The organism is Candidatus Thalassolituus haligoni (assembly GCF_041222825.1).
Taxonomy (GTDB): Bacteria; Pseudomonadota; Gammaproteobacteria; order Pseudomonadales; family Oceanobacteraceae; genus Oceanobacter; species Oceanobacter antarcticus.
Genome location: NZ_CP139482.1, coordinates 3,350,042 through 3,376,988, shown reverse-complemented (window position 1 = coordinate 3,376,988; position 26,947 = coordinate 3,350,042). Strand labels below are relative to the sequence as shown.

Here is a 26,947-nt window from a genome sequence, read left to right as displayed (position 1 = left end):
GGATTTTACTTCCTATTATTCAAGTAGTTACGGTGATTTCCCAGAAACCGCGCATGCGCACTAATAAACTGTTATACGGTGGGTGACACTGAGTTACTCTCAAGAATCAATAATAGGATCAGGAAGTGCGCATCATAAATCGAAGAATATTTCCTGAAGGAAGATAACCGTGGCAGATACAAATATCGGCAGTCCAAAGCTTCATGAAGTCGAGCCACGGGAGAATGTTGGAAGGGAAACCATTGCCCGCTATCAAGCCCAGTTTCGCGGAGCGGCTTTCGAGTGTTTGGCACTATTGGAGGATGAGACGCTAGACCGTGTCTATTGTGATTACCAAGACGATTTCGTGACTCGCCTCAATGTCGAGGGGAATTATGTCTATAATTTTTTTCAGGTCAAAACCAAGGGAAAATTGAATTACCAATGGTCTGTGAACGATGTCTTGGGAATAAGGAAAAGCGCCAAAACATGCGAGCCAGCCAAGATTACTGATAGCTACGTTGGAAAACTCCTTATCCATACTATCAGGTTCAATAACTCCTGTGGTAACGTCGTTTTTCTCACCAACGTGCATCTAAATGATGATTTGGAGGGATTACGTGATGCCATACATGACGATAGTGATAACAACTATTACAAATTATTGCTTGGGAATTTTAATGAAGCTTTGTGCCCAGAAGCGCCCATAGAAGATCAGGGTATTATAGAGCGCATAAAAAAGCTTCAGCTTAAGTCGAATATTTCCTATTTAAATCCACACGATGATAAATTTTTCTCTGAGGCAAGAGAGACCATTTATCAATACAGTGAAATAGATCTGCATCGTTCAGAGTGTGAGGAAATCCTTAACAGTCTTATATCTCTTGTCGAACGGAAGTCGTTTGGCAAACTTTTAGAGGAAATAGGAGAAAGCGACCTCGATGATATAGCAGGTGTTAGTCTTTCAGAAATGCTCGATATTCTGAGTATCTCCAAAGTGGCATATCAGAGCTTAAAAGATAGTGGCGACTCACAAGCCATCAAGAATGTTTCTATTATTCACAGATTGATGAGTAAGGCTGGGGCGTCAGAGCGAATGATAGAGTTCGTGTCTGACTGTAAGGTTCGATGGGATATATGGTTTAGGGACAAACGTCATACTATTCCAGAGTTTGATCTGAATTTCATGTTAGAAGAAATAGAGAGAAATGCTGCTGAGTGGGTGAAATTGGGAGAAAGTCTTCCATTGCTTCAAAGTCGAATCAATATAGTACTGTCTGCCTTGGATACTGAAGATTTGTCTGCCACTCTTAATCGTGAACTCCTTCTAGGCGCTGTTTTTTCATTTTTAGTTAGAGGAAATGCGTGATGGATTACGAAGAATTCTTTCAAGAAGCGTCTGAAAGAGAAATTGTATTGCCTCTAGATCATTTCAGTGGTTCGGCACCTCATCGGCTTAGCAATGAAGCGCTTTTTCATCTTCCCTTGCTTGCGATGACTATTCTCTTGTTGTCTAAAACACGCCGTAAGCCTAAGTCAGACGAACTAGGTCAGTTGATTGGCGAGTGTTTTGAGAGAACATTTTCAGGCTTTAAAGGTTCATCCCAACACTTGGGATGGTCGGCAAACCTTAGAATGCGGACAGTTAAGGCGCTAACCTTTCTTGAAACAGTAAGCCTTGTTGAGGTCGACCGCCATGATTCTCGCATTAAAGCCACCGAGTTTGGGAAAAAGATCGTATCAAAAGCAATAGATGTACAGTCAGACCTCGGTTACACGCTCCAGCTAATTGAACGAAATTATTTTGATATACAAATAGAAAAGCAAATTGCAATGGATTTGGAATGAAACTTGTTAAATTAAAAATTCATCCTTCAGGGAAGACCGGTTGGGGTTCGAAGGATCTTGTGTTTGCTAGCGATATCACCCAACTATATGGGCCGAACGGAGCAGGGAAAACGCCTGTTATTCATTCTATTGCCTTCGCGCTTGGTTACCCTGTTAGATACAGGGACGATATTATGGCGAAATGTTCTTCAGTCAGCCTGACTGTGGAGCATGAAGAGGAATTCTTCACTTTCGCGAGGTCATTTTCTGATAAGTTTCACATAGAAGTTTCGGAAAAAGGCTCCAAGGAAGCACGTATCTTCTACAACGAACAAGAGATTTCTGAGTACCTATTCTCGAGGCTAGGGCTATCATCACTCGCGTTGACGACCAATAATAATGAGCCTACTTATCCGTATATCTCAACATTCCTGCCGCTCTTTTATATTGACCAAGATGCCGGTTACACGAGTGCTTACAGGCCTCCAGGTAGTTTCATAAAAGATCAATACGCGGAGATGGTCAGGTTGGGGCTTGGAATTGCTCCAAAGCATTCGTTCGAGGCTAAGCGTTTTCTCATAGAAAAGAAAAGGGAGCTTGATTTAGTAAATATTCAGATCGTCAATACTGAGGAATTCATACGCAAACTCGAAGAGCAGTCCGATATTGGTAATATTTCCGTTTCGGAGATTGAGGGAGAGTTGGAGCAATTTAGAGGCGAGCTGGAAGAGCTCCGTAATAGTTTTGATGCGACGAACGATGCCGATTATGTGCTACAAAGACTGATTCGCGAGAAGCAGAATGAACGGCTTAATCTTGCGGCTTCGATCAAGAACCTAGAAAGCCGGATATCAGGGTTCAATAAGATAAAGAATGAAATAGAGATCGAAATTAGTACCTTGTCTCTTAACGAAGAGTCTAGACGGCTGTTCAGTTCTTTTAAAGAAATTTGTGCAGCACCAGGTTGTGGTCTTTTTACCTCAAGTTCGGATTCGTACGGAAAAAATTTGCTTTATCTTCGTGATCAAATCAAAGACTTAGGCAGAAACACAAAATTTCAAGAAATAAGGTTGGATAAATATATATCGAGATTAAGAAAGCTCGATGAGGAAATTTCCTCCCTTGAATCCAATTTGACGAAGGAAGAGGAGAATTCCCAAACAACGTCTTTGATTGCTGCAATAAGTGCATTAACGCGATCAATTATTGATCGCCAAGGCAAAAAGGACGTATTGGAAAGGATCGAATCCGAGAAACATGATTATGTTCAGCTATTGAATAAGCGTAAGGGTCTTCAGGGCGATATATCTTCTTTTGAAGGCGGATCGGGTTCGGGTGATATCAGAATTCTCGAATTCAGAAATTCTTATCGTAAGAAGATTGTCGAATGGCTTGATGTTCTCAGTACTAAGAACGTATCGAGGGACATTGCTGTCGATTCTGATTTTAATGTTTTGTTTGGGGCGGAAAAATTATCCCAATTCAGTGGTAGTACACTTTTGCGAGCAGTCCTTGCTCTCAGAGCTGCCTTCTTTGAACTGTTCATTTCCACGGGATGCACTTCCATAGAGTTTCTGATATTTGATACGCCACGGCAGCATGATATTGAAACTAAAGATTTTGCAGCATTTATCACCAGGTTAAAAAGCATCTGCAAAGGTAATCGAGCTCAGATTGTCTTCTCTACTACAGAGTACCACTACAACGCAGCGGAAGGAGACATAGAGTGGAAACCGGAATTTTCTGGCTTTGAACAGCCAATGTACTTAGGTGTAATTGATAGTAATCAAGCACCTAGCTAGACCCTGTGAAGGTAAAATATGAAATTTTAAAAGTGGGAATATCATAAAAAGTCGAATGAATTGTATGCCCGCTTTTTACAAAATGTAGGAATAGTGTTGATGGCGCAGATTGCGTATAACAAACGCAAGTACACGGAACAATTTTACGCTTCGCTTCAAATTGTCCGGTGTTGCGAGCGTTAGTGGCCTATGAAGAAATTTTTAAGTTTCGTATTTATATCAATGTTAACCATTAATTGCTTTGCTCAAGGAAGTAGCGTGAAAATTGAAGAATTAATCGTAAACGATAACTATGCTTTGCCACTTTGGGAAAAACGCGGGTTAATGCCATCACCAGCACCAGTAATCAAACAACTTGAGAACGTTACTGTTAATTTTCTTAAGAGTCTAAAAGCAATTAACGAAAACTCGGGATTGGATAAGCCGTCAAAATTGAAGAGTGTTCAAAAGCTTGTTGACCAATTGCCTTGGGATGATTTTGACACCGAGGAAAAAGAGTTTTTAGCTGATGTAATCGCCCCAGCCATTGAATCAATGGGGTTTAATCCTTGGGCGATAATCTAAGTCGGCAACTAACAAGTTACTCAAAAGGACGCAAAACGCTTGGCTTGTGCTCCTTCGTCGCCAATTTTAGCCAAGCGTTTATGCGCCCATTAGTAAGGCGTTATACCCAAGGAGAGTTATGTCACTTAAATCTTATTTCGAGTTGATGGCAGAGTATAATCAAGGGATGAATGAAAGTATTTATCAAGCTGCTTCTAAGTTAAGTGAAACTGATTTGGCTGAAGACAAAGGTGCATTTTTTGGTTCAATTATTAATACTCTAAATCATATTCTTGTTGGTGATACTATTTGGCTTCAGCGCTTTGCCAATCATCTAGAAAATTTTCCAGCACTTGATTATGTTCGAGTACTAGAAACACCAAAATCACTTGATACTGTTTTGTATTCAGACTTTAGTGAGTTAAAAGAAAAGCGGGGTGAAATGGATGAAATAATTAAGTTTTTTACTAAAGAACTTACTGATAATGTTATTTCTGAACCGTTTTCGTATAAAAATACAAAAGGCCAAGCGTTCATTAAAAACTTTGGTCACGTATTACAACATTTTTTCAATCATCAAACACATCATCGTGGTCAGGTATCAACCTTATTGTATCAACATGGCATAGATATTGGGGTCACTGATTTATTGGTTAACATACCAAGTGTGGAGTAAGGTATAACAAGTTGCTCAAGCATCGTTCCGGCGCAAAAACACGCGCCTCCACTGGACAGTCAAACTGCTGGTCTTTTTGTGCATTTGCTTCGCAAATTATCGCACAAAAAACCCAACAATTTGTCTGCCGCTTAGCAAGGCGTTATGTTTTCTAAGTGAGAAGTATGCATCCACATTTACAGGTTAAATCTACAAATAATGATGCCTTTCTTGAAAGTATCATTAGTGTAATTGAAAGTGTGGATTGTAAAGAATACTTTTCAAATCACCTTGGTAAAAGTCAATCTGATCAAAAGGTCATTGTTGCGGGATTTCAGAGCGCTATATGTGATGCGTTAGCCGCTAATATTCCATCTACAAAATGGGAATTGGAATATCGCCCAAGTAAATCAAGCAGAGATTCTGTCGATATATTTGGAAGTGATGAATATTCGGTGATAGCCATTGAACTTGATAAGCATCGGGCAGATCAAGTCGCAAAAAAATTCGTTTCTCGTGTGGCAATTCTCCCTGAAACTAAGGTGTACTATATATCTCTGTGTTACCCAGGAACGGCGAATATGAGCAAGCCGGAAGTAATAAAATATTTTGGGTTCTGCTCAAATCTTGCCAAAAGAATGGATAATGTATATGCAGGCTTTACCGTTGAATCAAAAACATAACAAGAAGTTCAAACATCGTTCCAGCGCAAAAAGCCACGCTTCCACTGGACTGCCTACGCTACGCTGATAAACGGGTTCCACAGGATCACCCTTTGAGATCCATCAAAATCCTGTTCGATCAGGCGCTCACCCACATCGATTGGAAGCTCAGCCTGATCTATTCCGAGCGTGGGCGGGAATCCATTCCTCCGGAGCGTTTATTGAGAGCCTTGCTGCTGCAAATCCTCTTCAGTATTCGCAGCGAACGGCAACTGGTCGAGCAGATTCAGTACAACATGCTCTATCGCTGGTTTGTCGAACGATCATTTCAGTGTCGATGGTACTTTGATGCAGGCCTGGGCTTCCCAAAAGAGTTTTCGGCCAAAGCAATCTGATGACGACCGTGATCAGGGCGAAGGGCCTTCCGGACGCAATCGGGGAGAGAATTTTCGTGGCACCAAACGCAGCAATGACACGCATGAATCGACCACTGACCCAGATGCGAGGCTGTTCAAAAAATCCAAAGGGCAAGAGGCCCGATTATCTTTCATGGGCCACACTGTCATGGAAAACCGGCATGGTTTGATCGTGGCGACCCAAGCCAGTCTGGCGACCGGAACAGCGGAAAGAGAAGTTGCCCTGACGCTTTTAAAAGCACTGCCGGGGGCGATTACAAAAGCAATGTAATGTTTAAAAAACTGGCTCAAATGACGTTGACACGTTCCGCCCGCAATGACAAACGGCCCGGCGGCTCAGCTATCGATGGTCGAACCAGTCATAAAGCGGGTTATGTCGCCAGTCAGATTGTGCGTAAACGGGTCGAAGAACCCTTCGGCTGGGGCAAGACGGCAGTTAAAAGTGAAAGGACTGGCGAAGGTCAACAGCGTTCTTGAGATGACCATGATGGCCTACAACCTGGTGCGAATGGCAAAGTTACAGGGTCAATCCGTCTGAAGACCGGAAACAGGGTGGATAATCCTGCTTCCAGCGGAAAAATCACTCAGAAAACAACCAGATAAGCGTGAATTATCGGGTTGAAAAGCTTCTGTCTGCGAAGCGAATAAGAATTTCAACAGCCTGTTAGTGATCTTCAGGAGCCGCGTTTTATGGCGGGGTTGCGGTATCTTCTGTGCCGGTATCTTCTGTGCCGGTATCCAGATCAACACTGTCACTGCTGTTATCTGCGCCATAGAGATCAACATCCGGGCGTTCAAAAATATCTGGTCGCTCAAATACTTCCGGCCGCTCTGGCGTATTGATACTGCGACCGGTGCCGCCAATACCTTCCTCGTCACCGGGGAGTTGCGGTTGCTGGCCGGTGCCGCCAATGCCGTCGTTCTCAATGCCGCTCTTGGCGGGCAGGCTGCTGGCCATCAGTAGCAGAATGAGCAGCCGGGGTGTGAGTCCGTTCATACATCGGTTTCCTGCGGGTGCGTGGCGGGGGCTGGATTCGGGTTGGTGGACGACGCTGGTTGTTCACCGCAGGCGAAGTACACCCCGGCATTCATGCGTAAATTCCCGGGTGAGCGGGTTTTCAGCTGGCGTGCCCGTGCGTTTATCTGCTTCAGCAACGCCATGCTCCTTTCCCGATACAGGTGGTGTAATTCGTCGACAGCGGCGGGTGACAACTGGCCATAATACACACTGCGCTCCAGCCGTGGCGGGTTGGTGTCATCAAGGTTTTGCGATGCTGTCTGGATATGGTCGGCCAGATTACGCTGCCAGTAGTAGAGTTTTTCTTCTTCGTTGCCGCGTGGCACGTAAGCGTCGGTTTGCAATACCACTTCGTCTTTACCATTAACACTGGCAATGCCCAGCCGCTGCCATTCGTCTAATACGGCCCGTGGGCGAATATCCTGATGGCCGACGGTTTCGACCAGGGTTTCAAAACTGACATCTCCGGGCTGGCGGCTCTGGCGTGGAATCGGTTGTGGCTGGCCATCCTGGTGATAACCTGCGGTCGCCAGCCAGCTGGCAACCAGTTGCCCTCCCAATGACAGGTTTACCGGCACCTGCTGCGTCGGAATCACGTCTTCTCGCAGGCGTTTGACCTCCTTGCGGTGAATGCCGGTCAGCAGGCTGAGGCGGCTCTCGGTCTGGCGTTTGCCATCCAGCGTCAGTTCCTGATCAGCCACTTCAACATAAAGTTGTTTCAACAAGGGTAGCAAGGCGGTGTAGGTCACCTGATTTCTCAGTAGCAGACGTACCAGTGGGCGCAGTACAGCGGCACAGGCAGTGAGCAGGCGGGAGGGACGTTCGATCTGGCTCATGGTGATCTGCGGTGAAAACGAAGAGCAGAACTGTAGCGAACTTCTGTCTGACTGTCTAAAAATGGGGATAATTTCCATTTGTTATAATTTAAAAAGCTATCAGAATTCTAGTTTTATTTTATTTAAACTATTTAAAGGGTGGCGTTACTCTGTTGGTGTATTCCAATCAATGCCAGACAGCGCCAGCAAGGCAGCTGGCGAGGAGCTTAAAATGATCAAGACACTGACCTTTGCTGTGATGCACTTTTGTGTGGCGTTTACCGTTGCCTACACTCTGACGGGGGATTTGTTGGTCGGAGGTCTGGTGGCCATTGTTGAACCTGCCATTAATACCGTGGCCTTTTACTTCCACGAAATGGCCTGGAACATGAAGGAAAAAATGAAAGACCAAATCCGCGCCGTTGGCGCTGCCAGCGTCAATGGCTGGGTAGCAGTGCAATCGGAAGGGGCGGGTCGGTAGCGCCGGTGGACAGCCATGGAGAGTGTTACAGGGTAAACCCACTGGACAGGTGTTCGATGCCAGCGGCATCGATCACCATGGCTTCAACATCGTCCAGCTGTTCAACCAGTGCCATACCTTCTTGCGGCCCCATAACAAACACTGCGGTGGCCAGGGCATCGGCCCAGAAGCCACGGCTGGCCATGATGGTGACACTCTGGCAGCCATTCGCGGGGTAGCCTGTTGCCGGGTTGATCAGGTGACTATAGCGCTGGCCGTTGTGAATGAAATAGCGTTCGTAGTCGCCTGAGGTAGCCACCGCCATATTGGCGACAGGCAGGCGCGCAATCAGTTGCTCACGCTGTCGAGGGTGCTGAATGCCGACTTGCCACAGCGGTTGTCCTGGCACACTGCTGGCGTACAGATCACCTCCGGCATTGACAACAAATTGCTGGAATCCGGCGCGTCGAATGACTTGTACGGCGCGGTCGATGGCATAACCCTTGGCAATGGCACCCAATCCCATGCTGGTGTTGGCTGAGGTAATTTCTGCCAGATAACCGGTAGGGCTGGTGGTGGATTGTTGCAGCCGCACTTTGTGGTAATCAATCGCAGTTATGGCGGCCTCTATTTGCGCCTGGGTGGGGATGATCTGGTGACGAAAATCCCATAACTTGCCCGCACTGCGGAAGGTGATATCGAACCGTCCACCACTGAGTTCAGACACCTGTAATGCCATTTGCAACAGCCGATACAGTTCCTCGCTGATCGCCACCGGCCCTGTGCCCGCCGCGCTGTTAATCTGAGACACCTCACTGTGTGGTTGCCATTCCGACATCACCTGTTCAATGCGCTGGATTTCTCCGATGGACTCGTCAATTGCCTGATTGGCAGTGGCGGTCTGCTCGATTAATTCAGGCGCGGATTCAAGCGCTAACTGAATCACAAATTCCACCGGCGTGGTCATCAGTGTGACGGTGCGGCTGACTCTGCTGCTCTGGCGTGACTCCGCAGCGGTGGGTTGATCCGGCAGAAGATGCTGGGTTGGCCAGCGTTGTGATGTGTTGTTGCCGACGGTTGCCGGGGTCTGTGCGGCCGCTATCTGTGTTATTGCTAGTTGTGTTATTGCTAGCGATGCGGTCAGTAATATGGCTAACCGTCGGCAGATACGCCGGTGCGGGTGTTGTGGCGCTATCGGTATCATTTTGAGGTTGGTTGCACGGTTTGCTGGGCGTTTGCTGGTGTTGGAATAGCTGGCTGCGCGGCTGGCTGAATAGCCGCCAGGGCAGCACGCAACTCATCATTCAAATGATGGGTAATCTGGATAATGTTGCCACTGGCGTTAATCACCACCAGCGTGGGGGTGCCCCGAACCTGATACTGGTCGGCGATGGTCAACTCGCCATCCTTGACCGAGGCGTAGGGAATACCGCGTTGTTCGACCACCGCCAGACCATTGGCGGCAGTGCGGTCGAGGTTGACACCGACGACCGTTAGCCAGGGATTGCTATTGGTGAGGGTGATCATATCTGGCAGTTCTTTCATACAGGTCGGGCACCAGGAAGCCCAGAATACCAGCAGGGTCGGTGCGCCTGGCTGATAACGGATCGCTGTGCCAACCAAACTGGTGCCACTGAATTCGGGGGCATGGGCAGGTGATTGCAGGGCGTGTGTTGCTGAGGCCAGCGTTAACATCAACATCAGTAAAAGTTTTAGCATGGTGGCTCCAGTCTTGAAGGGTTATAAATAGCGCCAGACGCAGACGTTATTGGGGATAGCGCCAGCCGACGGTCAGCCAGTAAAAGCGGATGTTGTCGCTGCGATCGTAGACCTGAAAACCCATATCATACCAGGCCTGTCGCTGCAGCCAGGGGGCAGAACCGAGCCAGGAAACATTCAGCCCCAGGGTATGGCCGTCGAAATCGCCGAGGTCAGAATCCGAGCTGCGAAAGGGCGGCAAGCCATCAAACTGCCAGGCAAAATAACGGGACTGTTGTTGCTGGTAATAGCGGTAGACCGGCTCCAGCACCAGTTGGCCACGATTGAAATGGGCATAATATCGCAGCTCCAGGGTATTGCCTTTGACATCCCAGTTGTCCTGATAGCGGCTGAAACCGAGCTGCCAGGAGTCTTCTCCGTTTGCCTGTTTGTAACGGATGGAACCGGCGTTGCGAATACGGTGTTCGGGGAGTTGTTCAAACTCAAAGTGGTCGTCTACCTTGACGGCATTAAAGGATGTGGCGAGCATTCCGCGTTGCTGGCTGTTCGACCAGCCCAGATTCAGCACGCGGGTTGGCGTCAGGCTTTGCGTCCAACCCAGATTCAGGGTGTCGGTATTACGCACCTGATCGTGCTCCTTGCTGCCATCGAAGCGAATCACCCGTACCTGATCGTTAAACACCTGCAAGCTGGCACTCAGTTGCGTGGCTCCTTCCGCCAGATCAAGATTGCCCGACAGGTTGTAACCTTGTGAACGGTAGGCGTATTCCTGGCCATAACTGGTGCCGATGGAGAAGCCCCAGTCCAGACTTTGGTGCAGCCAGGCAATATCAATATTGAACCGACCCGGATTGTAGCCAGTAGCACCGGAGACGGTTTCGGCTTTTTCCCGCGCATCGTCATAGGAGGCAGCAGACACTACGTCGCCGGTGAACTTGCCTTGTAATGCATCCTCAGCGCCGAGGCTGCTGCGGTAGAGAAAGAGTCCCTCGTAAATAGAGGCATCTTCGCTGACGTAGGGATTACCACCGTTGTTATCGTCTTGCTGCAACACAATGCCACGAAAGGCAAACAGATCATCCAGTTCACCACTGGATGGAGCAGCCGCAAAACAGGGTAAAACCAGCAACCAGCTGATGACTGTTTTTATCAGTAACACCCGCAGCCACCTCCGCCACCGGTCGAAAAAGTGCCCGAAGCGCCTTCGCGGGATGAATAGATATGGTTTTCCAGTTCGGCCTGCAGTGGCGTGCCATCAAACTGCATATCCGGCCGGGCCAGGGTTTCGCGTTCGTTAAAACGCACGCTGGTGCAGCCACTGCAAACCAGCACCACGGTGGCCAGCGTCAGCCAGTGCCGTGGTCGGGAGAAATTGGGTGTCATCGTGGTTGATCAGTCTATGTCGCTGAAACTAGGATTGAGTTAACCACAGTTATATGGGGATTTTGTGAAGATCCCGTCACGAACCGCAACGGTGACTGGAATGGTGTGTACTATCAGCGGTACTCCCGCCGCAGGCCACAGGTTGGCTGATAATAAGGCTGATCACGTCATTCTGGCGGCTAACACATCGCGAATGCCCTGGTTAAAATCCCTGAAGGCCGTGATGCGGCTATCGTCTGCAGCGAGCCGATTTGCGACCAGGTTTGCTACCAGGGTATCGAGCAACTGCGCGGCAGAGGCTATGGGGTTGGCGGCGTCGAGTGTGGCCAAATAGTGGTCAACATAGTTGGCCAGCGGGGCTTTCAGCTGCTCTATGGCGGTGGTAGGGGCTTCGGCAGCGGCTGGCTGGTACTGCTGGGTGCGTTGGGTCAATGTCGTTTGCAGCGTGAAACCTTGCCTCAGGTCGAGGCTAAACGATGCCAGCTCCTGCTGGTTGTAGCCCAGCGCCATTGCTTCTTTCAATGCTGTACCCAGATCACCGGCAAAAAACTGCTGACTCAGGCTGCCGACCTGTTCGAGCAAGCCGCTTAATGCGGCCATCTCGCCATCGTCCAACTGACCATCAACGCTGAAATTGAACTGCTGATCCTGAGATGCGGAAACCCCATAGCGACCGGCTGATGACGATTCATTGATCGCGGTGTGCTGTGCCAAAAATACCGTTACCTTGTCGCCGTCGCGGGTTTGTACTTCCAGCGCCAGGCGATTGCTTTGGCTGAAAGAAGACCGCTGCTGGTTTTTGGGCGTGCTGGTGGATGGGCTGGTGGACGGGTGGATAAAAGTGTCGGCCAGATGATCGAGGCTCGACAAACGCCCATCCACCAATGATCGTGAAGCGGCAATATCGCCTTTCAGTTGATCGTCCAGCAAGCCCATCGACGACAGCATACCGGTTGCCTGCTGATAGCCTTTCTCGATGCCTTGGCGTGCGGCTTCCAGACGAGCCTCCATGCGCTCATCCGACGCGCCGGATGAGCGCAGCTGTTCGATACCAGTGTTGACAAAATCGAGAATTTTGTTGGCCGTGGTGAGTGGATCTTGCCGCTCGGTATTCTGCAACGAGACGTTATTAACAGAGACCGTCTTTGTAATCGGGTTGGACGTTTTTGCGGCGGCGACTGAATGATCAGGCGAAGCCGCGCTGTTGGTCGCCGGGCGAGTGTTGGCATGCGGCTGGATGGATCCCGGTGTTGATCCCGGCGTGGGCGTAAACTGAACCATACGGCAGCTCCGACAATGGCTTGAGCAGTAACCGCTCAGGGCCGATCAATGATCCAGAGGCTATCGGCAGCGCTGGGCATTGCTTGAGATGTTTATCCGCCGCCCAACCGCTCTGCCAGAAAATCCACCAACAGCCTGACCTTGGTCGACAGGTGGCGGCTGTGCGGATACAGCGCCCAGATCCCTTCGGCTTCCGGCTGGAATTGCGGCAAGAGCTCAACCAGTGCGCCACTGTCGATATGTTCCTTGACGTAATAATTCGGCAGCTGAACCAGACCTATGCCCTTGAGGGCTGCATCGACCAGCGCCAGGCCGCTGTTGGTGCGCAGGTTGCCGCTGACGCGGAGGATTTTTTCCCGGTTGTACTCTCGAAAACGCCAGTAATCGAGAGTGCCCAGCAAACAGTTGTGGTGTTGTAACTCCGAGAGCGAATGGGGCTCGCCCCGTTTGCTCAAGTACTCTGGCGAAGCACACAGATATTGCTGGCGAGTGGTCAGGCGGCGAGCCTTCATGGAGGAGTCTTCCAGCTTGCCCAGGCGAATGGCGAGGTCGTAACCGCCGTCAATCAGATCGAGTTTCTGGTTGGTCATCTGGCATTCAAGCTGCACCTGGGGATGCAGCAGCAGGAAGTCGTTGAGTAACAGGGAAATATGATTTTCACCATAGGTGAACGGTGCGGTCAGTCGTAACAGTCCGGTGGCTTTGTGGTTGAGGGAGTTAAGCGCTTGCTCGGCTTCTTCCAGGCCATCGAGCAAAGGCCGACAATGCTGATAATACAGTCGGCCGGCTTCCGTCACCGACACCTTGCGGGTGGTGCGGTGGAGCAATTCGCTGTTGAGTCGGGCTTCCAGTGCGGCAACCTGGCGGCTGACCTGAGCTACCGATAGTTTCAGCCGTTGGCTGGCCGCGGTAAAGCTGTTGGTCTCTGCCACGGCAACAAATTCTCTGACTCCTTCCCACTGCACCATTATTTCTACACCGTAAAGATAAATTGTTAATCTGGGGGATTATATCCATGTGAGGAAAAACTAGAATGGTGTTTTTACGCTAAATCACCAGCAGGAGAACAACATGGCTGAACCTATCAAGTGCCGCGCCGCTATTGCCTGGGGGCCGAAAGAGCCTTTAAAGATTGAAGAGGTTGAGGTTGCACCACCGCAGGCCGGTGAAGTGCGGGTCAAGATTGTCGCCACGGGCGTGTGTCATACCGATGCCTTTACGCTGTCTGGTGAAGATCCTGAAGGTATTTTCCCGGCGATTCTGGGCCATGAAGGCGGCGGTATCGTTGAGTCGATTGGCGAGGGCGTGACCAGCTTGAAAGTCGGCGACCATGTGATTCCGCTGTACACCGCGGAATGTGGCGAGTGCAAGTTCTGCAAATCCGGCAAGACCAACCTGTGCCAGGCGGTGCGTGCCACTCAGGGCAAGGGCCTGATGCCGGATGGCACTACCCGTTTCAGCTGCAACGGTGAACCGATTTTCCATTACATGGGTTGCTCTACCTTCTCTGAATACACGGTGCTGCCAGAAATTTCGCTGGCCAAGGTCAATCCGGAAGCGCCATTGGAAGAAGTGTGTCTGCTCGGTTGTGGTGTGACCACCGGTATGGGCGCCGTCATGAATACCGCCAAGGTGGAAGAAGGTGCCACCGTTGCTATCTTCGGTCTGGGTGGTATTGGTTTGTCGGCAATTATTGGTGCCACCATGGCGAAGGCCAGCCGCATCATTGCGATTGATCTCAACGAGAGCAAGTTTGAACTGGCGAAGAAGCTGGGCGCGACCGACTGTATCAACCCGAAAGACTACGACAAGCCGATTCAGGACGTGATTGTTGAGTTGACCGACGGCGGTGTGGATTACTCGTTTGAATGTATTGGTAATGTGAACGTGATGCGTTCGGCGCTGGAATGCTGCCACAAGGGCTGGGGCGAATCGGTGATTATCGGTGTTGCCGGTGCCGGTCAGGAAATCTCTACCCGTCCGTTCCAGCTGGTGACTGGTCGAGTCTGGCGTGGTTCCGCCTTTGGTGGCGTCAAAGGCCGTTCCGAACTGCCAGGTATCGTTGAAGATTACCTGGCCGGCAAATTTGCCCTGAACGACTTTATCACCCATACCATGCCACTGGATCAGATCAACGAAGCGTTTGACCTGATGCACGAAGGCAAGTCCATTCGTTCTGTTATTCATTATTGATCAAGTTCGGTATTTGGGGCCAAGGCCGCAGCTATATAACATCGTCGAAACGCTGATTGACACGATGATACAGCAGCGGACTTGGGCGCGATAAATCGGTGATGCAACAGCTATCGCGCCAGGCGCTCCGTTGGCAATGCCGGGCGTTGGCGCAGGAGATGTACGATGGAAATGATCAGTCAGAACAAGAGCTTCGACGGTTGGCACAAACAGTATAGACATCGCTCCGAGGTACTGAACTGTGAGATGCGCTTTGCGATTTATCTGCCGCCGCAGGCGGTGCAGGGTCAGGATGTACCGGTGTTGTACTGGTTGTCGGGACTGACCTGCAGTGATGAAAACTTTATGCAGAAAGCCGGTGCCCAACGAGTGGCGGCGGATCTGGGTATTGCCATTGTGGCAGCGGATACCAGTCCCCGTGGCGACGGTGTGGCCAATGCGGATCAGTACGACTTGGGTCAGGGGGCCGGGTTTTATGTCAATGCGACCCAGCAGCCCTGGAGCAAGCACTATCGCATGTACGATTACATCGTCAGTGAGCTGCCAGCGTTGATTGAGGCAACGTTTCCGGTGACGTCGAAGCGGGCTATTTCCGGTCATTCGATGGGCGGCCATGGGGCGTTGACGATTGCGCTGAAAAATCCGGCGATGTTTTCATCGGTATCGGCGTTCAGCCCGATCAGTAATCCGGTGAACTGTCCCTGGGGTCAGCAAGCGTTTACTGCGTATTTGGGTAAGGATCGTGAGTTGTGGAAACAGCATGATGCCAGTGAGTTGATGAAAAGCGCTGAAGTACGTATTCCGGCGCTGGTGGATCAGGGCGAAGCGGATAACTTTCTGGTGGAGCAATTAAAACCGGAAGCGTTGCAAGCCGCTGCGGAAGCAAGTGATTACCCACTGACGTTACGGCTGCATGCTGGTTACGACCACAGTTATTACTTTATTGCCTCGTTTATTGAAGAGCACTTGCGGTTTCATGCCGAATATCTGGGTGACTGATTCATTCCGAAGTGACTGATTGCTGTGATCAACCAACAAAAAAGCCAACCGGGTTAACAACCCGGTTGGCTTTTTTGTTGGTCACACCATTGTGCCAATCAGAATTGGTAGTGAACACCGACTGACGTTGCGCTGTAGTCCAGCTCGATACTGTCTTCGGCGTAGTAATAATAACTGCCGTCGTCTTCCCAGGTTTGATCCAGATCCATCGAAGCACGGCTATGTTCCAGGCGTACAGCAACACCACTATTAAACAGATACTGGACGCCGCCGCCAAATACAGCACCGAAGCCATCCCAGGAATCTGAATTTGAATGAGAATCGTCGATCGCCAGATCGAAATGCTGAAGTCCAAAGCGTGCGTAAAGGCCAATATTGTCGGTTAACAGCAGCTGAAAACGGGGCGTTATGGCTACGCCTGACAGTGTATATTCTGTGGACGAGCCTTCAGCCTGAAATCCTGGTGCCCGGTTGATGTGCATTTCAAGGCCAAACCAATGGGTGAAGTTGTAACCACCATAAACACCAAACAACGCGGTGTTGTCGTCTGCCGTCAGTGAGCTGTTTAATTTATTGGTCAACTCAATATGAGTACGACCAAATTCACCACCAACAAACCAGCCGCGCTGATCGGCGGCGGATGCTGTTGTTGCTATCAAGCTTATGGTGGCCGTAGTGATTAGCGTAATGAGTGACTTGAACATAGCATTTCCTTATATAGCCCTGAATTTGGACGATGGTGTCAGACGGAGTGTCAGGCAAATAACAAGCCCTGTTATCTGATCACCGGTCTGTGAAGTCCGTGTGACAGGCAGCCTTACAGAGGCTTGCCTGTCAGGTTGATGCCTTCAGAGCGGCTGCACAAAATCAAAAGAGGGCACGGCGGTGTGAGCGGATGCTTGAGGAATTTTTCCATCCCTGATCAGCCAGCAGGTTTGCAGTCCGGCTTCACGGGCAGCATCCAGTTCGGCTTCGATATCCGACAGGAACAGCACGTCTGCGGCTAGCAGACCAACATGTTGGGTTTGTAGTTGCTGCACTATATTGCGGTAGGAATCCGCTGCCTGTTTGGCCCCGGATTGGGTATCGAAATGGCCACTGAATAATGGCAACAGGTTGCCATCCTGGCTGTAACCAAAAAACAGTTGCTGGGCCTTTACCGAACCGGATGAATACACATACAAGGGTATGCCGTCGGCGTGCCATTGCCGCAGCTTGGCAGTGGCATCCGGGTACATATGGGCGGCATAGTCGCCGTTTTTGTAGCCTGTTTCCCAGATCAGTCCTTGCAGGACTTTTAACGGCGTTGCCTTGCGGTCTGCGGCAATCCATTCCAGCAGTGTATTGATCAGGGCATCGGTATCCGCTGCGGTTGCTTCACTGCCGGGAGATTCTTCTTCCAGCAGTTGTGCCGTTGCTTGCAGTTGTTGCTGCACCAGGGGGGCGTTGCGATTGGCACGTACATAACCGGCCAGGTGACTGGCGGCGTAGGGAAACAACACGTCCTTTACAAAGGCAATGGAGGAGGTGGTGCCTTCAATGTCGGTCAGTATGACTTTGACTGTCATGATCCGTTTTCCAGTCGATTAAAGCGCTCGGCAATGGTGTCGCCGGTGTAGTTGGCAACCCAGCCTGCCGGGTTATTAAACAGTCGAATGGCGATAAATCCGGGATTCGGGCCCATATCAAACCAGTGCGGGGTATTGGCCGGTACGCTGATCAAATCGCCTTGCTGGCACAGGACTTCGTAAACCTTGTCGTCTATGTGCAGGCTGAACAGGCCCTCCCCGGCAACAAAAAACCGCACTTCGTCTTCGCTGTGACGGTGTTCGCTGAGGAAAATCTGGCGCAGTTCATCTTTTTTCGGATTGTCTGCGTTGAGGCTGACAACGTCGACTGTCTGGTAACCTTCTTCATTGATCAGGCGGTCGATATCGGCGGCGTAGGCTGCGATAACATCTTCCTGGCTGGCTCCGGGGGTCAGTTGGGTATCGGTGTGCCATTGCTCAAAACGGACGCCGACTTGCTGCAGTCGTGCACGAATATGATCGTGCGTGTCGGTGGTAAACAGCAGTTGGGTGGTTTCTTGTTGGGGGTAAATGCGCAAGATGCTCATGGCTTCCTCCTTCATCATATCCAGTTCGGCACGCATATAACCGCTGCGGCGCGAGCGTACGGGTTTGCCCTTGTTCCAGGTACGGAGGTCTTTGCGCGTCAGACTTTGACGGGTGATGTACCTTGGCGTCGGTGGACGTTTCATTGCTGCCCCAGTCGTTTGAGTTCCAGTTGGTAGTCGAACAGGTGTTCAAGTGCTTCCAGATGACGCATGCATTCGGCCAAATCCCGGCCCCAGGTATACACTCCGTGGCCTCGAATCAGATAAGCATGTCCCTGCTGGCGGGTTTGCATGCGCTGTTCAACCTGGTTGGCCAGTCGGGTGATGTCCTGATCATTGTCGAAAACAGCAATGACCATCTGGCAGTCGTGGCTGGTTTGGCCAGCAAAGGCTTTCAACAGCTCCCAGCCTTCAAGTATCAGTTCACTGTTCGGGTGAATCTGCGATAACACCACTGCGGCTTTGGAGTGCGTGTGCAACACCGCGCCAATGGCCGGGTCGCGGGCGTACAGCTGCGTGTGCAACCGGGTTTCGGCACTGGGTTTTCCGGGTGTCAGTGGTTCGCCTTGCCAGTTCACCACGAGGATATCTGCCGGGGTCAGTTCGCCTTTGTGTTTGCCAGAACTGGTCAACGCGCAGCAGTGCTCGTTGAGGCGAACCGAGTAGTTAGAGCTGGTGGCTGGAGACCAATCGCGGTCGTACAGTTGTTTGCCGTAGCGACAGAGATCGGCAGCGGCGGACTGCAATGCCGCTGTATCGAAAGCCGTGGAATCGAAAGCGAGTGCCATGCTATCTCCCGTTAACGTCAGTGGCTGTCCAGCAGCGCGGCAACCGTGGCGACAGACGGCTGATGGATCACGCCCCGTTCGGTGACGATGGCGTCGATCAGCTCAGCGGGCGTCACGTCGAATGACGGGTTAATGGCCTGGCATTTTTGCGGGGCAATCTGAATGCCTTGCAGGCTGGTTACTTCGCTCATCGGGCGCTGTTCAATCGGAATATCGTTGCCGGAATTCAGGCTCAGGTCAAACGTGGTGCTGGGCGCAGCAACCATAAACTTCATACCGTGATGTCTGGCCAATACCGCCAGACTGTAAGTACCAATTTTATTGGCGACATCGCCGTTGGCGGTAATCCGGTCAGCACCGACAATGACCCAATCAACCGTACCTTGGCGGAACAGTTGCGCGGCAGCACCATCACACACCAGCGACACCGGAATATTATCTTGCATCAACTCCCAGGCAGTCAGCCTGGCCCCCTGTAACCAGGGACGGGTTTCACCGGCGTACACATGCTTGATCTTGCCGCCGGCCCAGGCGCTGCGAATGATGCCCAGGGCTGTCCCATGACCACCGGTCGCCAGCGCGCCGGTATTGCAGTGGGTGTATACCGTTGCATTGTTGCCCAATAGCTCGGCCCCGAATTGGCCCATGGCGAGATTGTGGGCAATGTCTTCAGCGTGAATACGCCGGGCTTCGGCCAGCAGCTGTTCGCCGTCGCTGGTGCCTAGTGCGGCCATCCGTTCCAGTGCCCAGAACAGGTTAACAGCGGTTGGGCGGGACTCGGCCAAGACTTTGTAAGCGGCTTCCAGATCGCGACCTGCCAAGGCATCCAGCGCAATACCATAAGCGGCCGTAATGCCGATCGCCGGGGCGCCCCGAACCACCATCTCGCGAATGGCGTTGGCCGTTTCTGCGGCGGTCTGGCATTCAATCATCTGCTGCTGATGGGGAAGAATACGTTGATCGAGTAACTGCAGCGTTTGTTGCCGCCATTCGATGGCGATCACCTGTGAGTGTTGTGACATAGGCTTTGGGTATTCCGATATGGACGCTCAGCTGGCTTGGGCAAGCTGTCGTGGAAGACATAAACCCGCACAGTTTAGCGTTAACCGTCGTGGCTGTCGCCACAGAGGTTGCTTGAATATCGGGGAAGGAAGGATCGCAGCGCCATGACAGTGCATGGCGCTGCACTCGATCAGAGTTTCGACTGCATGGCGTGGAAGGCGCGAATCAGGCCATTGGTGGAGCCATCAAACGCGTCTGGAATACGATCGGACTCCAGCGCCTCCAGCACTTTGTTACCCAATTTTTTGCCCAGTTCAACGCCCCATTGATCAAAGGAGTTAACGCCCCAGATCATGCCCTGGGCAGCAACCTTGTGCTCGTAAAGTGCAATCAGGGCACCGACGGTTTGGGGTTTGGCCTTGGGGAAGTAGAGTGTGTTGCTTGGGCGGTTGCCGGTAATGACTTTCTGGCGTGCCAGTACCATGGCTTCTGCTTCGCTCTTGCCGTCGGCGATCAGTTCGTCGATGGCTTGCTGTTCGGTTTTGCCTTGCAGTAACGCCTGGCTCTGGCTAAGACAGTTGGAGACCAGCATCGCATGGAAGTTATCGATCGGGTTGTGACTGCACATCGGCATGATGAAGTCGCAAGGGGAGAAATGGGTGCCTTGATGCAGCAGCTGGTGGAAGGCGTGTTGGCCGTTGGTACCTACACCGCCCCAGATGACCGGGCCGGTGTGGTAGTCGACCCGGCGACCGTCGAGGGTGACGGATTTGCCATTACTTTCCATGTCGAGTTGCTGCAGATGCGCAGGCAGGCTGCGCAAATAGTGGTCGTACGGCAAGATGGCGTGGGAATTGACGCCAAAAAAGTTGACGTACCAGACACCCAGCAAGGCCATGATCACCGGCATGTTTTGCGCCAGTGGTGCGGTGCGGAAGTGTTCATCCATCTGGTGGGCACCGCGCAGCATGTCGCGGAAGTTGTCGATACCAATGGCCAGCGCCAGTGGCAGACCAATGGCCGACCAGAGTGAGTAGCGACCGCCAACCCAGTCCCACATCGGGAAAATATTTTCTTCGGCAATGCCGAATTCCACGGCTTTTTCAACGTTGGAAGAGACTGCCGTAAAGTGTTTGGCCAGATATTCTTCGCAGCCACCGTTGCTGAGGAACCATTGACGGCAAGCAAGGGCGTTTTTCAGGGTTTCCTGGGTGCCAAAGGATTTCGACTGGATGATAAACAGCGTGGTGGCCGGATTCAGGCGTTTGAGAATCTCGGTAATGTGAGTGCCATCAATGTTGGCCAGGTAATGCACGTTCAGGCCGCTGTCCCAGTAGGGCTTGAGCGCACTGGATGCCAGCTTTGGCCCCAGAAAGGAGCCACCAATACCAATCGAGACGACATCGGTGAACGGCGCATTGTTGTAGCCGCGCCATTGATTACGACGAATCTTCCAGCAGAACTCTTCCATCCGATGCACGGTATCGCGAATCTCCGGCATGATGTCGCTGCCGTCGACCATGATCTGGCGGTCGCTGAAATTCCGTAACGCGGTGTGTAATGCCGGACGGTTTTCGCTGCGGTTAATCGCTTCGCCTTCGAACATGGCGTTGATCTGGGCAGGCAGCTCGCGTTCGTTGGCCAGTTGCAGCAGGTAGTGCAGGGTGTCGCGGGTGGCGCGGTTTTTGGAAAAGTCGAGACTCAGGCCTGCAGCGCTGAGATGAAAATCTTCGAAACGATTGGGGTCAGTAGCAAACCAATCGAGCATGTGCTGATCTTTAATCTCGCCGTAGTGGCGTTCCAGAGTTTTCCAGCTTTCAGACTGGGTCAGGCTACTGGCCAGGGTCATAACGCTTCCTTCAATATCCGTATGGTCGGCAGGCAGTATACGGAACCGGTTCACCGTCAGCAAAAGTTAGGATTGTCCGTTTTGTGAGTGATCTGGGCGGATAGGGATAGGGGAAGAATCGGCCACCACGGGGTGGTGGCCGGACAGGTCAGACAACCTGTACAGGAATATCGAAGCTGGTATGACTGACGGTGTTATCGGCGTTGATGTACACCATTTTGGGTTTGAACGTTGCCAGTTCACTTTCATCGTAATTGCCAAAGGCACAGATGATGATCCGGTCGCCAACACCGGCAAGGCGGGCCGCTGCACCATTGACCGAAATCATGCCAGAGCCGTCTTCGGCGCGGATGATATAGGTGGTGAAACGGTTTCCGTTGTCGATGTTGTAGATCTGGATCTGTTCAAATTCACGCATACCCGCGAGATCCAACAGTGAACCGTCGATGGCGCAAGAACCTTCATAATCAAGCACGGAGTGTGTAACACGAGCCTGATGAAGTTTGGCTTTCAGCATAATGGATTGCATGGTAACCCCTTGTTTGTACTGCGGTTCGGCGTACTCATCAAGACGCCGATACCGGGGATTTCCCTCGTCTGATCGAACAATAATTGTACGACCAACGGAAGGGGGCGAGAGTATGCCCTAATCAAAATCTGTATTCAACGACACCAAAATATTATCGATAAGTCGGGCCTTACCGAGTAGCGCTGCTGCCAGAATGACAATTCTGGCCGTTTTGGTCAGCTCGGTGGTGTCGAGTTCCGCCAATGTGTCGGCATGACGGATCTCGATATAGTCTTTGGTGAAGCCGTATTGCTGCAGTTCATCGTCGGCATTGGCCAGCAAGGTGGGTAATGCTTCGCCCGCCTGCAGGCCCTGTGCAATCCGTGTCAGGGTGCGGTAAAGCGCTGGCGCAGCCTGTCGTTCTGCATCGCTCAGGTAGCCGTTCCGTGAACTCAGGGCGAGGCCGTCGTCGGCTCTGGCGGTGGGCACGGGCACCAGTGCGACGGGCATGTTCAGGTCATTGATCATCTTGCGAATCACCGCAACCTGCTGGAAATCTTTCTCGCCAAAAAAGGCCAGATCGGGTTGGACCATATTAAAAAGTTTGGCCACTACCGTTGCGACACCATCAAAGTGGCCAGGACGACTGCCGCCGCATAACCCGGCAGATACGCCAGGAACCTGCACGCTGGTGTGAAGCGTCTGCCCTTGTGGATACATCTCGACCACATTCGGAGCAAACAGCAGATCGCAACGGGCATCGACCAGTTGCTGACGATCTGCTTCCAGAGTGCGCGGATAACGTTCCAGATCGGCGGGGTCGTTGAACTGTAATGGATTGACAAAAATGCTGGCGACGACAAAACAGCCACGGTCGCGGGCGGCGTCAATCAGGCTGATATGACCCCGGTGCAGGTTGCCCATGGTGGGCACAAAGCCAATCTTGCGGCCTGACGCCTTGGCGGCCCATACCTGCTCGCGCAGGGCGGTAACGGTATGTACGGTGATCATTGAAGTACTGGGCATCAGGCGAACTCGTGTTCCGGGCCGGGGAAAGTACGTGCCTTGACTTCGTCATTGTAGGCCGCCAGAGCTTCATTCACGGTACGCCCTGAAGTGGCAAAGTTTTTGACAAATTTCGGCACATGGTTGGGGTTCAGCCCCAGCATGTCGTGCATCACCAGAACCTGGGAATCGGTTGCGGCACCGGCACCAATACCGATAACCGGTACCGTCACGGCGGCGGTGATACGTTGGCCCAGATCAGCAGGAACGCATTCCAGCAGAATCATGTCAGCACCGGCCTCGACCAGCGCCACCGCTGCATCCACCATGGTGTCAGCATGGGACTGATCACGGCCCTGTACTCGATAACCTCCGAGCTTGTTGACCGATTGTGGGGTCAGTCCCAAATGAGCACAGACTGGAACGCCCTGTTGCGCCAGGCTGGTTACCAGCGGCACCAGCCATCGGTCACCTTCCACTTTGACCATATGCGCACCGGCCTGCATCACCTCTCGGGCGCTAGCCAGTCCTTGCTCCAGGGTGCCATAGCTCATAAATGGCAGGTCGGTCATGATCAGCGCCGGGCGTTGTGCCCGGCGGTTGCCATTGGCCACGCAGCGGGTGTGATAAACCATATCAGCCAGAGTGACTGGCAGGGTGCTGTCTTGCCCTTGCAATACCATGCCAAGGGAGTCCCCGACCAGCAGAGCTTCAATGCCTGCATCGGCGGCCAGTTGTGCGAGGGTCGCGTCGTAGGCGGTTATCACAGCAAACGTCTGTTGCTGTGACTTGTACGCCTGTAGTGAGCGAATTGTTACTGGATTCATCTGCTACTCCCGTGTGGACAAGCCACTTTCAGGTCGCTAATGGTGCGGATTGGTGAGCATAAGTCAATATTGCCCGAACAATTTTCGTTGGCAGGCAAGGGTGACTCGATCCTGCTGCACATTTTTTGACGGGTAGGCTACTCAAGGGTCGTCCAGGAATACATAATCAGGAGTCCACCGCAGGGGCTTGCGGCAGCAGCTCCAGACGTGTTGGTGTGGGGATGGTTATGAGTTCGTCTTGTCCGGCCAGTGTACTTAATATCGCATGGACGGGAGTGCCATCAGGAAGATGACAATCAGGAACCAGCTCGGCCAACGGCTGAATAACAAACAGGCGGTTGCACATTTCGACATGGGGAACCGTCAGGCGTGGGTGTTGGATTGGCTGATTGGCGTACAGCAGAAGATCGAGATCCAGAGTGCGCTCACCCCAGCGCCGTAATCGTACACGGCCCTGATGTTGTTCGATGGCTTGTAACTGATCGAGCAAGTCCAGTGGTGCGAGGGTAGTGCTTATTTGGGCAACCGCATTGACATAATCCGGTTGGTCTTGCGGCCCTACTGGCTTGCTGCGGTAAAATGACGACCAGCCGGTCAGTTTGATACCAGGGGTGCTGTTCAGAGCAAGCAGTGCCTGCCGCAGTTGCTGATCGGGCTGGTCAAGATTAGCACCCAGCCCCAGATAGCAAGTGACCGCTGTCATGGACGGCGGGGAGCGTTACTGCGACGACGGCGTTTACGTGGGGGGTCATCCCGATAGGCCTGGCGTGACGAGTCGGGCACGCCTTCACGCTTTTGCAAGTCAGTCCACCAGTCACCCACGCCTTGCAGGTCTTCACCAGACTGTTCACGCAGCAGCAGAAAATCATAAGCTGCGCGGAAACGCGGGTGTTCCAGCAGTTCTTTGGCCTTGCGGCTTTGAATTTTGGGCAGACGTAACTGCAGTTCCCAGATTTCGCGCATCGGAATAGAGAAACGCTTGGGAATAGCTGTGTGGCGAATTTGCTGGGACAGAATCCGGTCGGCGGCTTTTTGTAACGCCGGGTGTGGTGCCAGTCCGGAATCTTCAAATTCCTTTTGCATTCTGACCAGTGCTGGCCAAAGCAGCGCGGCAAGGAAAAAATACGGCGTGACGGATTTACCTGCCTGAATGCGCAAGTCGGTGTTACGCATGGTGTTTTCGGCAATGTTACGAGCCAGTTCTTCGGCTTGCAGACACTGTTCTGTTGCCGGAAAAATATGCCCCAGCAAACCGTATTCACGCAGTAATTGCAGGGTGACCAGTGCCTTGCCTGCCAGGAACAGTTTCAGCAACTCATCAAACAGTCGCGCAGCCGGTATTTGTTCCAGCAAGGGTGCCAGCATGGGGATCGGTGCCGCGGTGGCAGGTTCCAGCGAAAAATCGAGTTTCCCCATAAATCGGATCGCCCGCAGCATCCGCACCGGATCTTCTCGGTAGCGCGTTTCCGGGTCACCGATCAGGCGTAACTGGCGATGTTGCAAGTCATCCCAGCCCCCGGCGTAGGAATAGACACTGAAATCCGCAATGTTGTAATACAGCGCATTGACGGTGAAGTCGCGCCGCAAAGCGTCTTCTTCACGGTTGCCGAAGACGTTATCCCGCAGAATCATGCCCTGATCGCCGGTCGAGGCGACTTTACTGGAGTGCTCATCGGTCGGTGGTGCGCGGAACGTCGCAACTTCGATCACTTCCCGGCCGAACACCACATGCACCAGCTTGAACCGGCGTCCAATCAGGCGGGAATTACGAAATAGCTGATTGACTTGCTCCGGGGTGGCGTCGGTCGCGACGTCAAAATCCTTGGGGGAGAGGCCGAGCAGAGTGTCTCGGACACCGCCGCCGACCAGCAGGGCTTCGTGACCGGCGTTATGCAGTCGATACAATACCTTCAGTGCCGCATCGCTGATCTGGCTACGGCTGATGCTGTGATCATCGCGGCTGATAATACGCAGGTTGGCGGAAGGCGCGGCGTTGGCAACAACGTCGTCGGACTGAAGGATGTTTTTGATAAAATTGGTTAGGCGCTTCACTGATGCTCAGTTTGGTTACTCGCAACGAAGGGCGGAGTTTAGCAGTGTCCGCAACAATTGATAAATCAATCCGTCCGACAGGCAATAAAAAAGCCGCACAATGGCGGCTTTTACTGGGAGGCCCTTATTTTTATTCTTCTTGTGTCCCTCAACACTCGGACTGGGTATCCGCTCTTTTGAATATTCAGTATCGCCTGTTGTTATTTTTATCAGCGAGACCAGTCATTCGAAACAGCCGATGGGGCGCCTCTCTTGTTATTTTTGTTGTCGAGAGTTGCCGCTGCAGATGGAAGTTATTTTTATTGTCATCTGCGTGAAGTGCCTTGCTTGTTATTTTTATTGTTTGCTGCGCTTCATGATCTTACTAAAGCAGGTGCTGTGCCAACTTTTTAAAGTCATTTAAAAACAATTAGTTACGAATTTTCCAGGATTTTTATGAGGGGGGCTGGCCCAGATTGTTACCCGCTTTCGAGGTCTTAGGTAACAGAGTGTGTGCGAGGTAACACTTTGAGCCAAAGGGGATTTTTTGAGCCATAAATATACCTGAATGAAAAGACTTTTTTGCCTGTGTGAATGTTTTGGTCTAAAGACTGTCGTGAAGCTGGCTGTGTGGTAATTGCGGACGCCAGCGGCCAAAGCAGACCTGGCGATGCAACAGAGTGAACCGCCAGGAGTGTGCTCAATATGCCAATAGCCCACAGATAGGAGCAGGCAGTGGTTTGAGACAACGAAACTGAACTGAGATGTTGTGTGTGGATGCATCGGGTATCCATCATTTCTGACAGAGCGGACGAGAAACCCAGCGCTAACGCTTGATAGGTATTGATAGGTATTGGTAGGTATTGGTAGATAGCAGGCGTTTGGATGCTGGTCTGCAAGGAGGCGTTGGCAGAACGCCAGAAAGAACAAACCCCGCCACCTTTGCAGGTGCGGGGTTTGTGAGAGCACGGACTGTTTCTTGTTTGACACTCGATCACCGGTATTTATTTTTATTGTCGGTGATTGGCTGAGTCCACATTATTATTTTTATTGTGTGTTTCAGCTCTTG

The 26,947-nt window shown here is 51.7% G+C and carries 28 protein-coding genes and 1 pseudogene; 10 read left to right on the top strand and 19 right to left on the bottom strand.

The window, feature by feature from the left end:
* The first annotated feature begins 169 nt into the window (after window positions 1–169).
* From SOJ49_RS15100 to SOJ49_RS15070, 7 genes and pseudogenes are all read left to right on the top strand, one after another.
* Window positions 170–1,348: a dsDNA nuclease domain-containing protein gene (locus SOJ49_RS15100; RefSeq protein WP_369855324.1), complete on the top strand. Its 1,179-nt coding sequence runs from the start codon at window positions 170–172 to the stop codon at window positions 1,346–1,348.
* On the top strand, window positions 1,348–1,827 hold the full coding sequence (locus tag SOJ49_RS15095; RefSeq protein ID WP_369855323.1) for a hypothetical protein: 480 nt from the start codon (window positions 1,348–1,350) through the stop codon (window positions 1,825–1,827). The genes SOJ49_RS15100 and SOJ49_RS15095 overlap by 1 nt, the downstream gene beginning before the upstream one ends.
* On the top strand, window positions 1,824–3,608 hold the full coding sequence (locus SOJ49_RS15090) for a hypothetical protein (protein ID WP_369855322.1): 1,785 nt from the start codon (window positions 1,824–1,826) through the stop codon (window positions 3,606–3,608). Before SOJ49_RS15095 ends, SOJ49_RS15090 begins: the two co-directional genes overlap by 4 nt.
* Window positions 3,609–3,866: 258 nt before the next feature.
* On the top strand, window positions 3,867–4,172 hold the full coding sequence (locus tag SOJ49_RS15085) for a hypothetical protein (RefSeq protein ID WP_369855321.1): 306 nt from the start codon (window positions 3,867–3,869) through the stop codon (window positions 4,170–4,172).
* 118 nt (window positions 4,173–4,290) lie between these two features.
* The gene (locus SOJ49_RS15080) at window positions 4,291–4,827 is read left to right on the top strand and encodes a DinB family protein (protein ID WP_369855320.1); all 537 of its coding nucleotides are present in this window, start codon (window positions 4,291–4,293) and stop codon (window positions 4,825–4,827) included.
* A 164-nt stretch (window positions 4,828–4,991) separates the two neighbouring features.
* Complete coding sequence (locus tag SOJ49_RS15075; RefSeq protein WP_369855319.1) at window positions 4,992–5,489, top strand: hypothetical protein; 498 nt, start codon at window positions 4,992–4,994, stop codon at window positions 5,487–5,489.
* 14 nt (window positions 5,490–5,503) lie between these two features.
* Window positions 5,504–6,422, top strand: a pseudogene (locus tag SOJ49_RS15070) (transposase).
* Between the two features lie 150 nt (window positions 6,423–6,572).
* On the opposite strand, the gene SOJ49_RS15065 reads toward SOJ49_RS15070, so the two are convergent.
* Window positions 6,573–6,881 carry a hypothetical protein gene (locus SOJ49_RS15065; protein ID WP_369855318.1) on the bottom strand — a complete coding sequence of 103 codons (309 nt, stop codon included), beginning with the start codon at window positions 6,879–6,881 and terminating at the stop codon, window positions 6,573–6,575.
* Window positions 6,878–7,738 carry a DUF6502 family protein gene (locus tag SOJ49_RS15060; RefSeq protein ID WP_369855317.1) on the bottom strand — a complete coding sequence of 287 codons (861 nt, stop codon included), beginning with the start codon at window positions 7,736–7,738 and terminating at the stop codon, window positions 6,878–6,880. The genes SOJ49_RS15065 and SOJ49_RS15060 overlap by 4 nt, the downstream gene beginning before the upstream one ends.
* Window positions 7,739–7,949: 211 nt before the next feature.
* Here SOJ49_RS15060 and SOJ49_RS15055 point away from each other — a divergent pair, with 211 nt between their 5' ends.
* A complete protein-coding gene (locus SOJ49_RS15055; RefSeq protein ID WP_369855316.1) occupies window positions 7,950–8,198 on the top strand; it encodes a DUF2061 domain-containing protein in 249 nt (82 codons plus the stop codon).
* 25 nt (window positions 8,199–8,223) lie between these two features.
* Here SOJ49_RS15055 and SOJ49_RS15050 read toward each other — a convergent pair whose 3' ends face one another.
* The 6 genes from SOJ49_RS15050 to SOJ49_RS15025 form a co-directional block, all read right to left on the bottom strand.
* On the bottom strand, window positions 8,224–9,144 hold the full coding sequence (locus tag SOJ49_RS15050) for an FAD:protein FMN transferase (protein ID WP_369855315.1): 921 nt from the start codon (window positions 9,142–9,144) through the stop codon (window positions 8,224–8,226).
* 233 nt (window positions 9,145–9,377) lie between these two features.
* Window positions 9,378–9,896, bottom strand: coding sequence for a TlpA family protein disulfide reductase (locus tag SOJ49_RS15045; RefSeq protein ID WP_369855314.1), 519 nt, complete (start codon window positions 9,894–9,896; stop codon window positions 9,378–9,380).
* Window positions 9,897–9,942: 46 nt separating this feature from the next.
* A complete protein-coding gene (locus SOJ49_RS15040) occupies window positions 9,943–11,055 on the bottom strand; it encodes a DUF3570 domain-containing protein (protein WP_369855313.1) in 1,113 nt (370 codons plus the stop codon).
* Window positions 11,046–11,279, bottom strand: a complete 234-nt coding sequence (locus SOJ49_RS15035; protein ID WP_369855312.1) for a DUF4266 domain-containing protein — start codon at window positions 11,277–11,279, stop codon at window positions 11,046–11,048. Before SOJ49_RS15035 ends, SOJ49_RS15040 begins: the two co-directional genes overlap by 10 nt.
* 162 nt (window positions 11,280–11,441) lie before the next feature.
* Window positions 11,442–12,560: a DUF5610 domain-containing protein gene (locus SOJ49_RS15030; protein ID WP_369855311.1), complete on the bottom strand. Its 1,119-nt coding sequence runs from the start codon at window positions 12,558–12,560 to the stop codon at window positions 11,442–11,444.
* A 92-nt stretch (window positions 12,561–12,652) separates the two neighbouring features.
* Window positions 12,653–13,528, bottom strand: a complete 876-nt coding sequence (locus SOJ49_RS15025; protein WP_369855310.1) for a LysR family transcriptional regulator — start codon at window positions 13,526–13,528, stop codon at window positions 12,653–12,655.
* A gap of 103 nt (window positions 13,529–13,631) precedes the next feature.
* Between SOJ49_RS15025 and SOJ49_RS15020 the strand changes: the two genes are divergently transcribed.
* On the top strand, window positions 13,632–14,753 hold the full coding sequence (locus SOJ49_RS15020; RefSeq protein WP_369855309.1) for an S-(hydroxymethyl)glutathione dehydrogenase/class III alcohol dehydrogenase: 1,122 nt from the start codon (window positions 13,632–13,634) through the stop codon (window positions 14,751–14,753).
* A gap of 165 nt (window positions 14,754–14,918) precedes the next feature.
* Complete coding sequence (fghA, locus tag SOJ49_RS15015) at window positions 14,919–15,752, top strand: S-formylglutathione hydrolase (protein WP_369855308.1); 834 nt, start codon at window positions 14,919–14,921, stop codon at window positions 15,750–15,752.
* A 98-nt stretch (window positions 15,753–15,850) separates the two neighbouring features.
* On the opposite strand, the gene SOJ49_RS15010 is transcribed toward fghA, so the two are convergent.
* The 11 genes from SOJ49_RS15010 to pcnB all read right to left on the bottom strand — a co-directional run bounded on the left by SOJ49_RS15010 (window position 15,851) and on the right by pcnB (window position 25,878).
* Window positions 15,851–16,456 (bottom strand): outer membrane beta-barrel protein, encoded by a 606-nt coding sequence (locus SOJ49_RS15010; RefSeq protein ID WP_369855307.1) that lies wholly within the window; start codon window positions 16,454–16,456, stop codon window positions 15,851–15,853.
* Between the two features lie 144 nt (window positions 16,457–16,600).
* On the bottom strand, window positions 16,601–17,320 hold the full coding sequence (mtnC, locus tag SOJ49_RS15005; protein ID WP_369855306.1) for an acireductone synthase: 720 nt from the start codon (window positions 17,318–17,320) through the stop codon (window positions 16,601–16,603).
* A complete protein-coding gene (locus SOJ49_RS15000; RefSeq protein WP_369858078.1) occupies window positions 17,317–17,868 on the bottom strand; it encodes an acireductone dioxygenase in 552 nt (183 codons plus the stop codon). Before SOJ49_RS15000 ends, mtnC begins: the two co-directional genes overlap by 4 nt.
* Window positions 17,869–18,008: 140 nt before the next feature.
* Window positions 18,009–18,656: a methylthioribulose 1-phosphate dehydratase gene (locus tag SOJ49_RS14995; protein WP_369855305.1), complete on the bottom strand. Its 648-nt coding sequence runs from the start codon at window positions 18,654–18,656 to the stop codon at window positions 18,009–18,011.
* Window positions 18,657–18,673: 17 nt separating this feature from the next.
* Window positions 18,674–19,678, bottom strand: coding sequence for an S-methyl-5-thioribose-1-phosphate isomerase (mtnA, locus tag SOJ49_RS14990; RefSeq protein ID WP_369855304.1), 1,005 nt, complete (start codon window positions 19,676–19,678; stop codon window positions 18,674–18,676).
* 170 nt (window positions 19,679–19,848) lie between these two features.
* Window positions 19,849–21,507 carry a glucose-6-phosphate isomerase gene (gene pgi / locus SOJ49_RS14985; protein ID WP_369855303.1) on the bottom strand — a complete coding sequence of 553 codons (1,659 nt, stop codon included), beginning with the start codon at window positions 21,505–21,507 and terminating at the stop codon, window positions 19,849–19,851.
* Between the two features lie 148 nt (window positions 21,508–21,655).
* Window positions 21,656–22,036 (bottom strand): aspartate 1-decarboxylase, encoded by a 381-nt coding sequence (gene panD / locus SOJ49_RS14980; protein WP_369855302.1) that lies wholly within the window; start codon window positions 22,034–22,036, stop codon window positions 21,656–21,658.
* A 117-nt stretch (window positions 22,037–22,153) separates the two neighbouring features.
* Entirely contained in the window at window positions 22,154–23,041 is an 888-nt protein-coding gene (panC, locus tag SOJ49_RS14975) for a pantoate--beta-alanine ligase (protein ID WP_369855301.1), read from the bottom strand.
* On the bottom strand, window positions 23,041–23,847 hold the full coding sequence (gene panB, locus SOJ49_RS14970; protein ID WP_369855300.1) for a 3-methyl-2-oxobutanoate hydroxymethyltransferase: 807 nt from the start codon (window positions 23,845–23,847) through the stop codon (window positions 23,041–23,043). Before panB ends, panC begins: the two co-directional genes overlap by 1 nt.
* A gap of 166 nt (window positions 23,848–24,013) precedes the next feature.
* Complete coding sequence (gene folK / locus SOJ49_RS14965; protein ID WP_369855299.1) at window positions 24,014–24,550, bottom strand: 2-amino-4-hydroxy-6-hydroxymethyldihydropteridine diphosphokinase; 537 nt, start codon at window positions 24,548–24,550, stop codon at window positions 24,014–24,016.
* Complete coding sequence (gene pcnB / locus SOJ49_RS14960; RefSeq protein WP_369858077.1) at window positions 24,547–25,878, bottom strand: polynucleotide adenylyltransferase PcnB; 1,332 nt, start codon at window positions 25,876–25,878, stop codon at window positions 24,547–24,549. The genes folK and pcnB overlap by 4 nt, the downstream gene beginning before the upstream one ends.
* Window positions 25,879–26,947 lie beyond the last annotated feature (1,069 nt).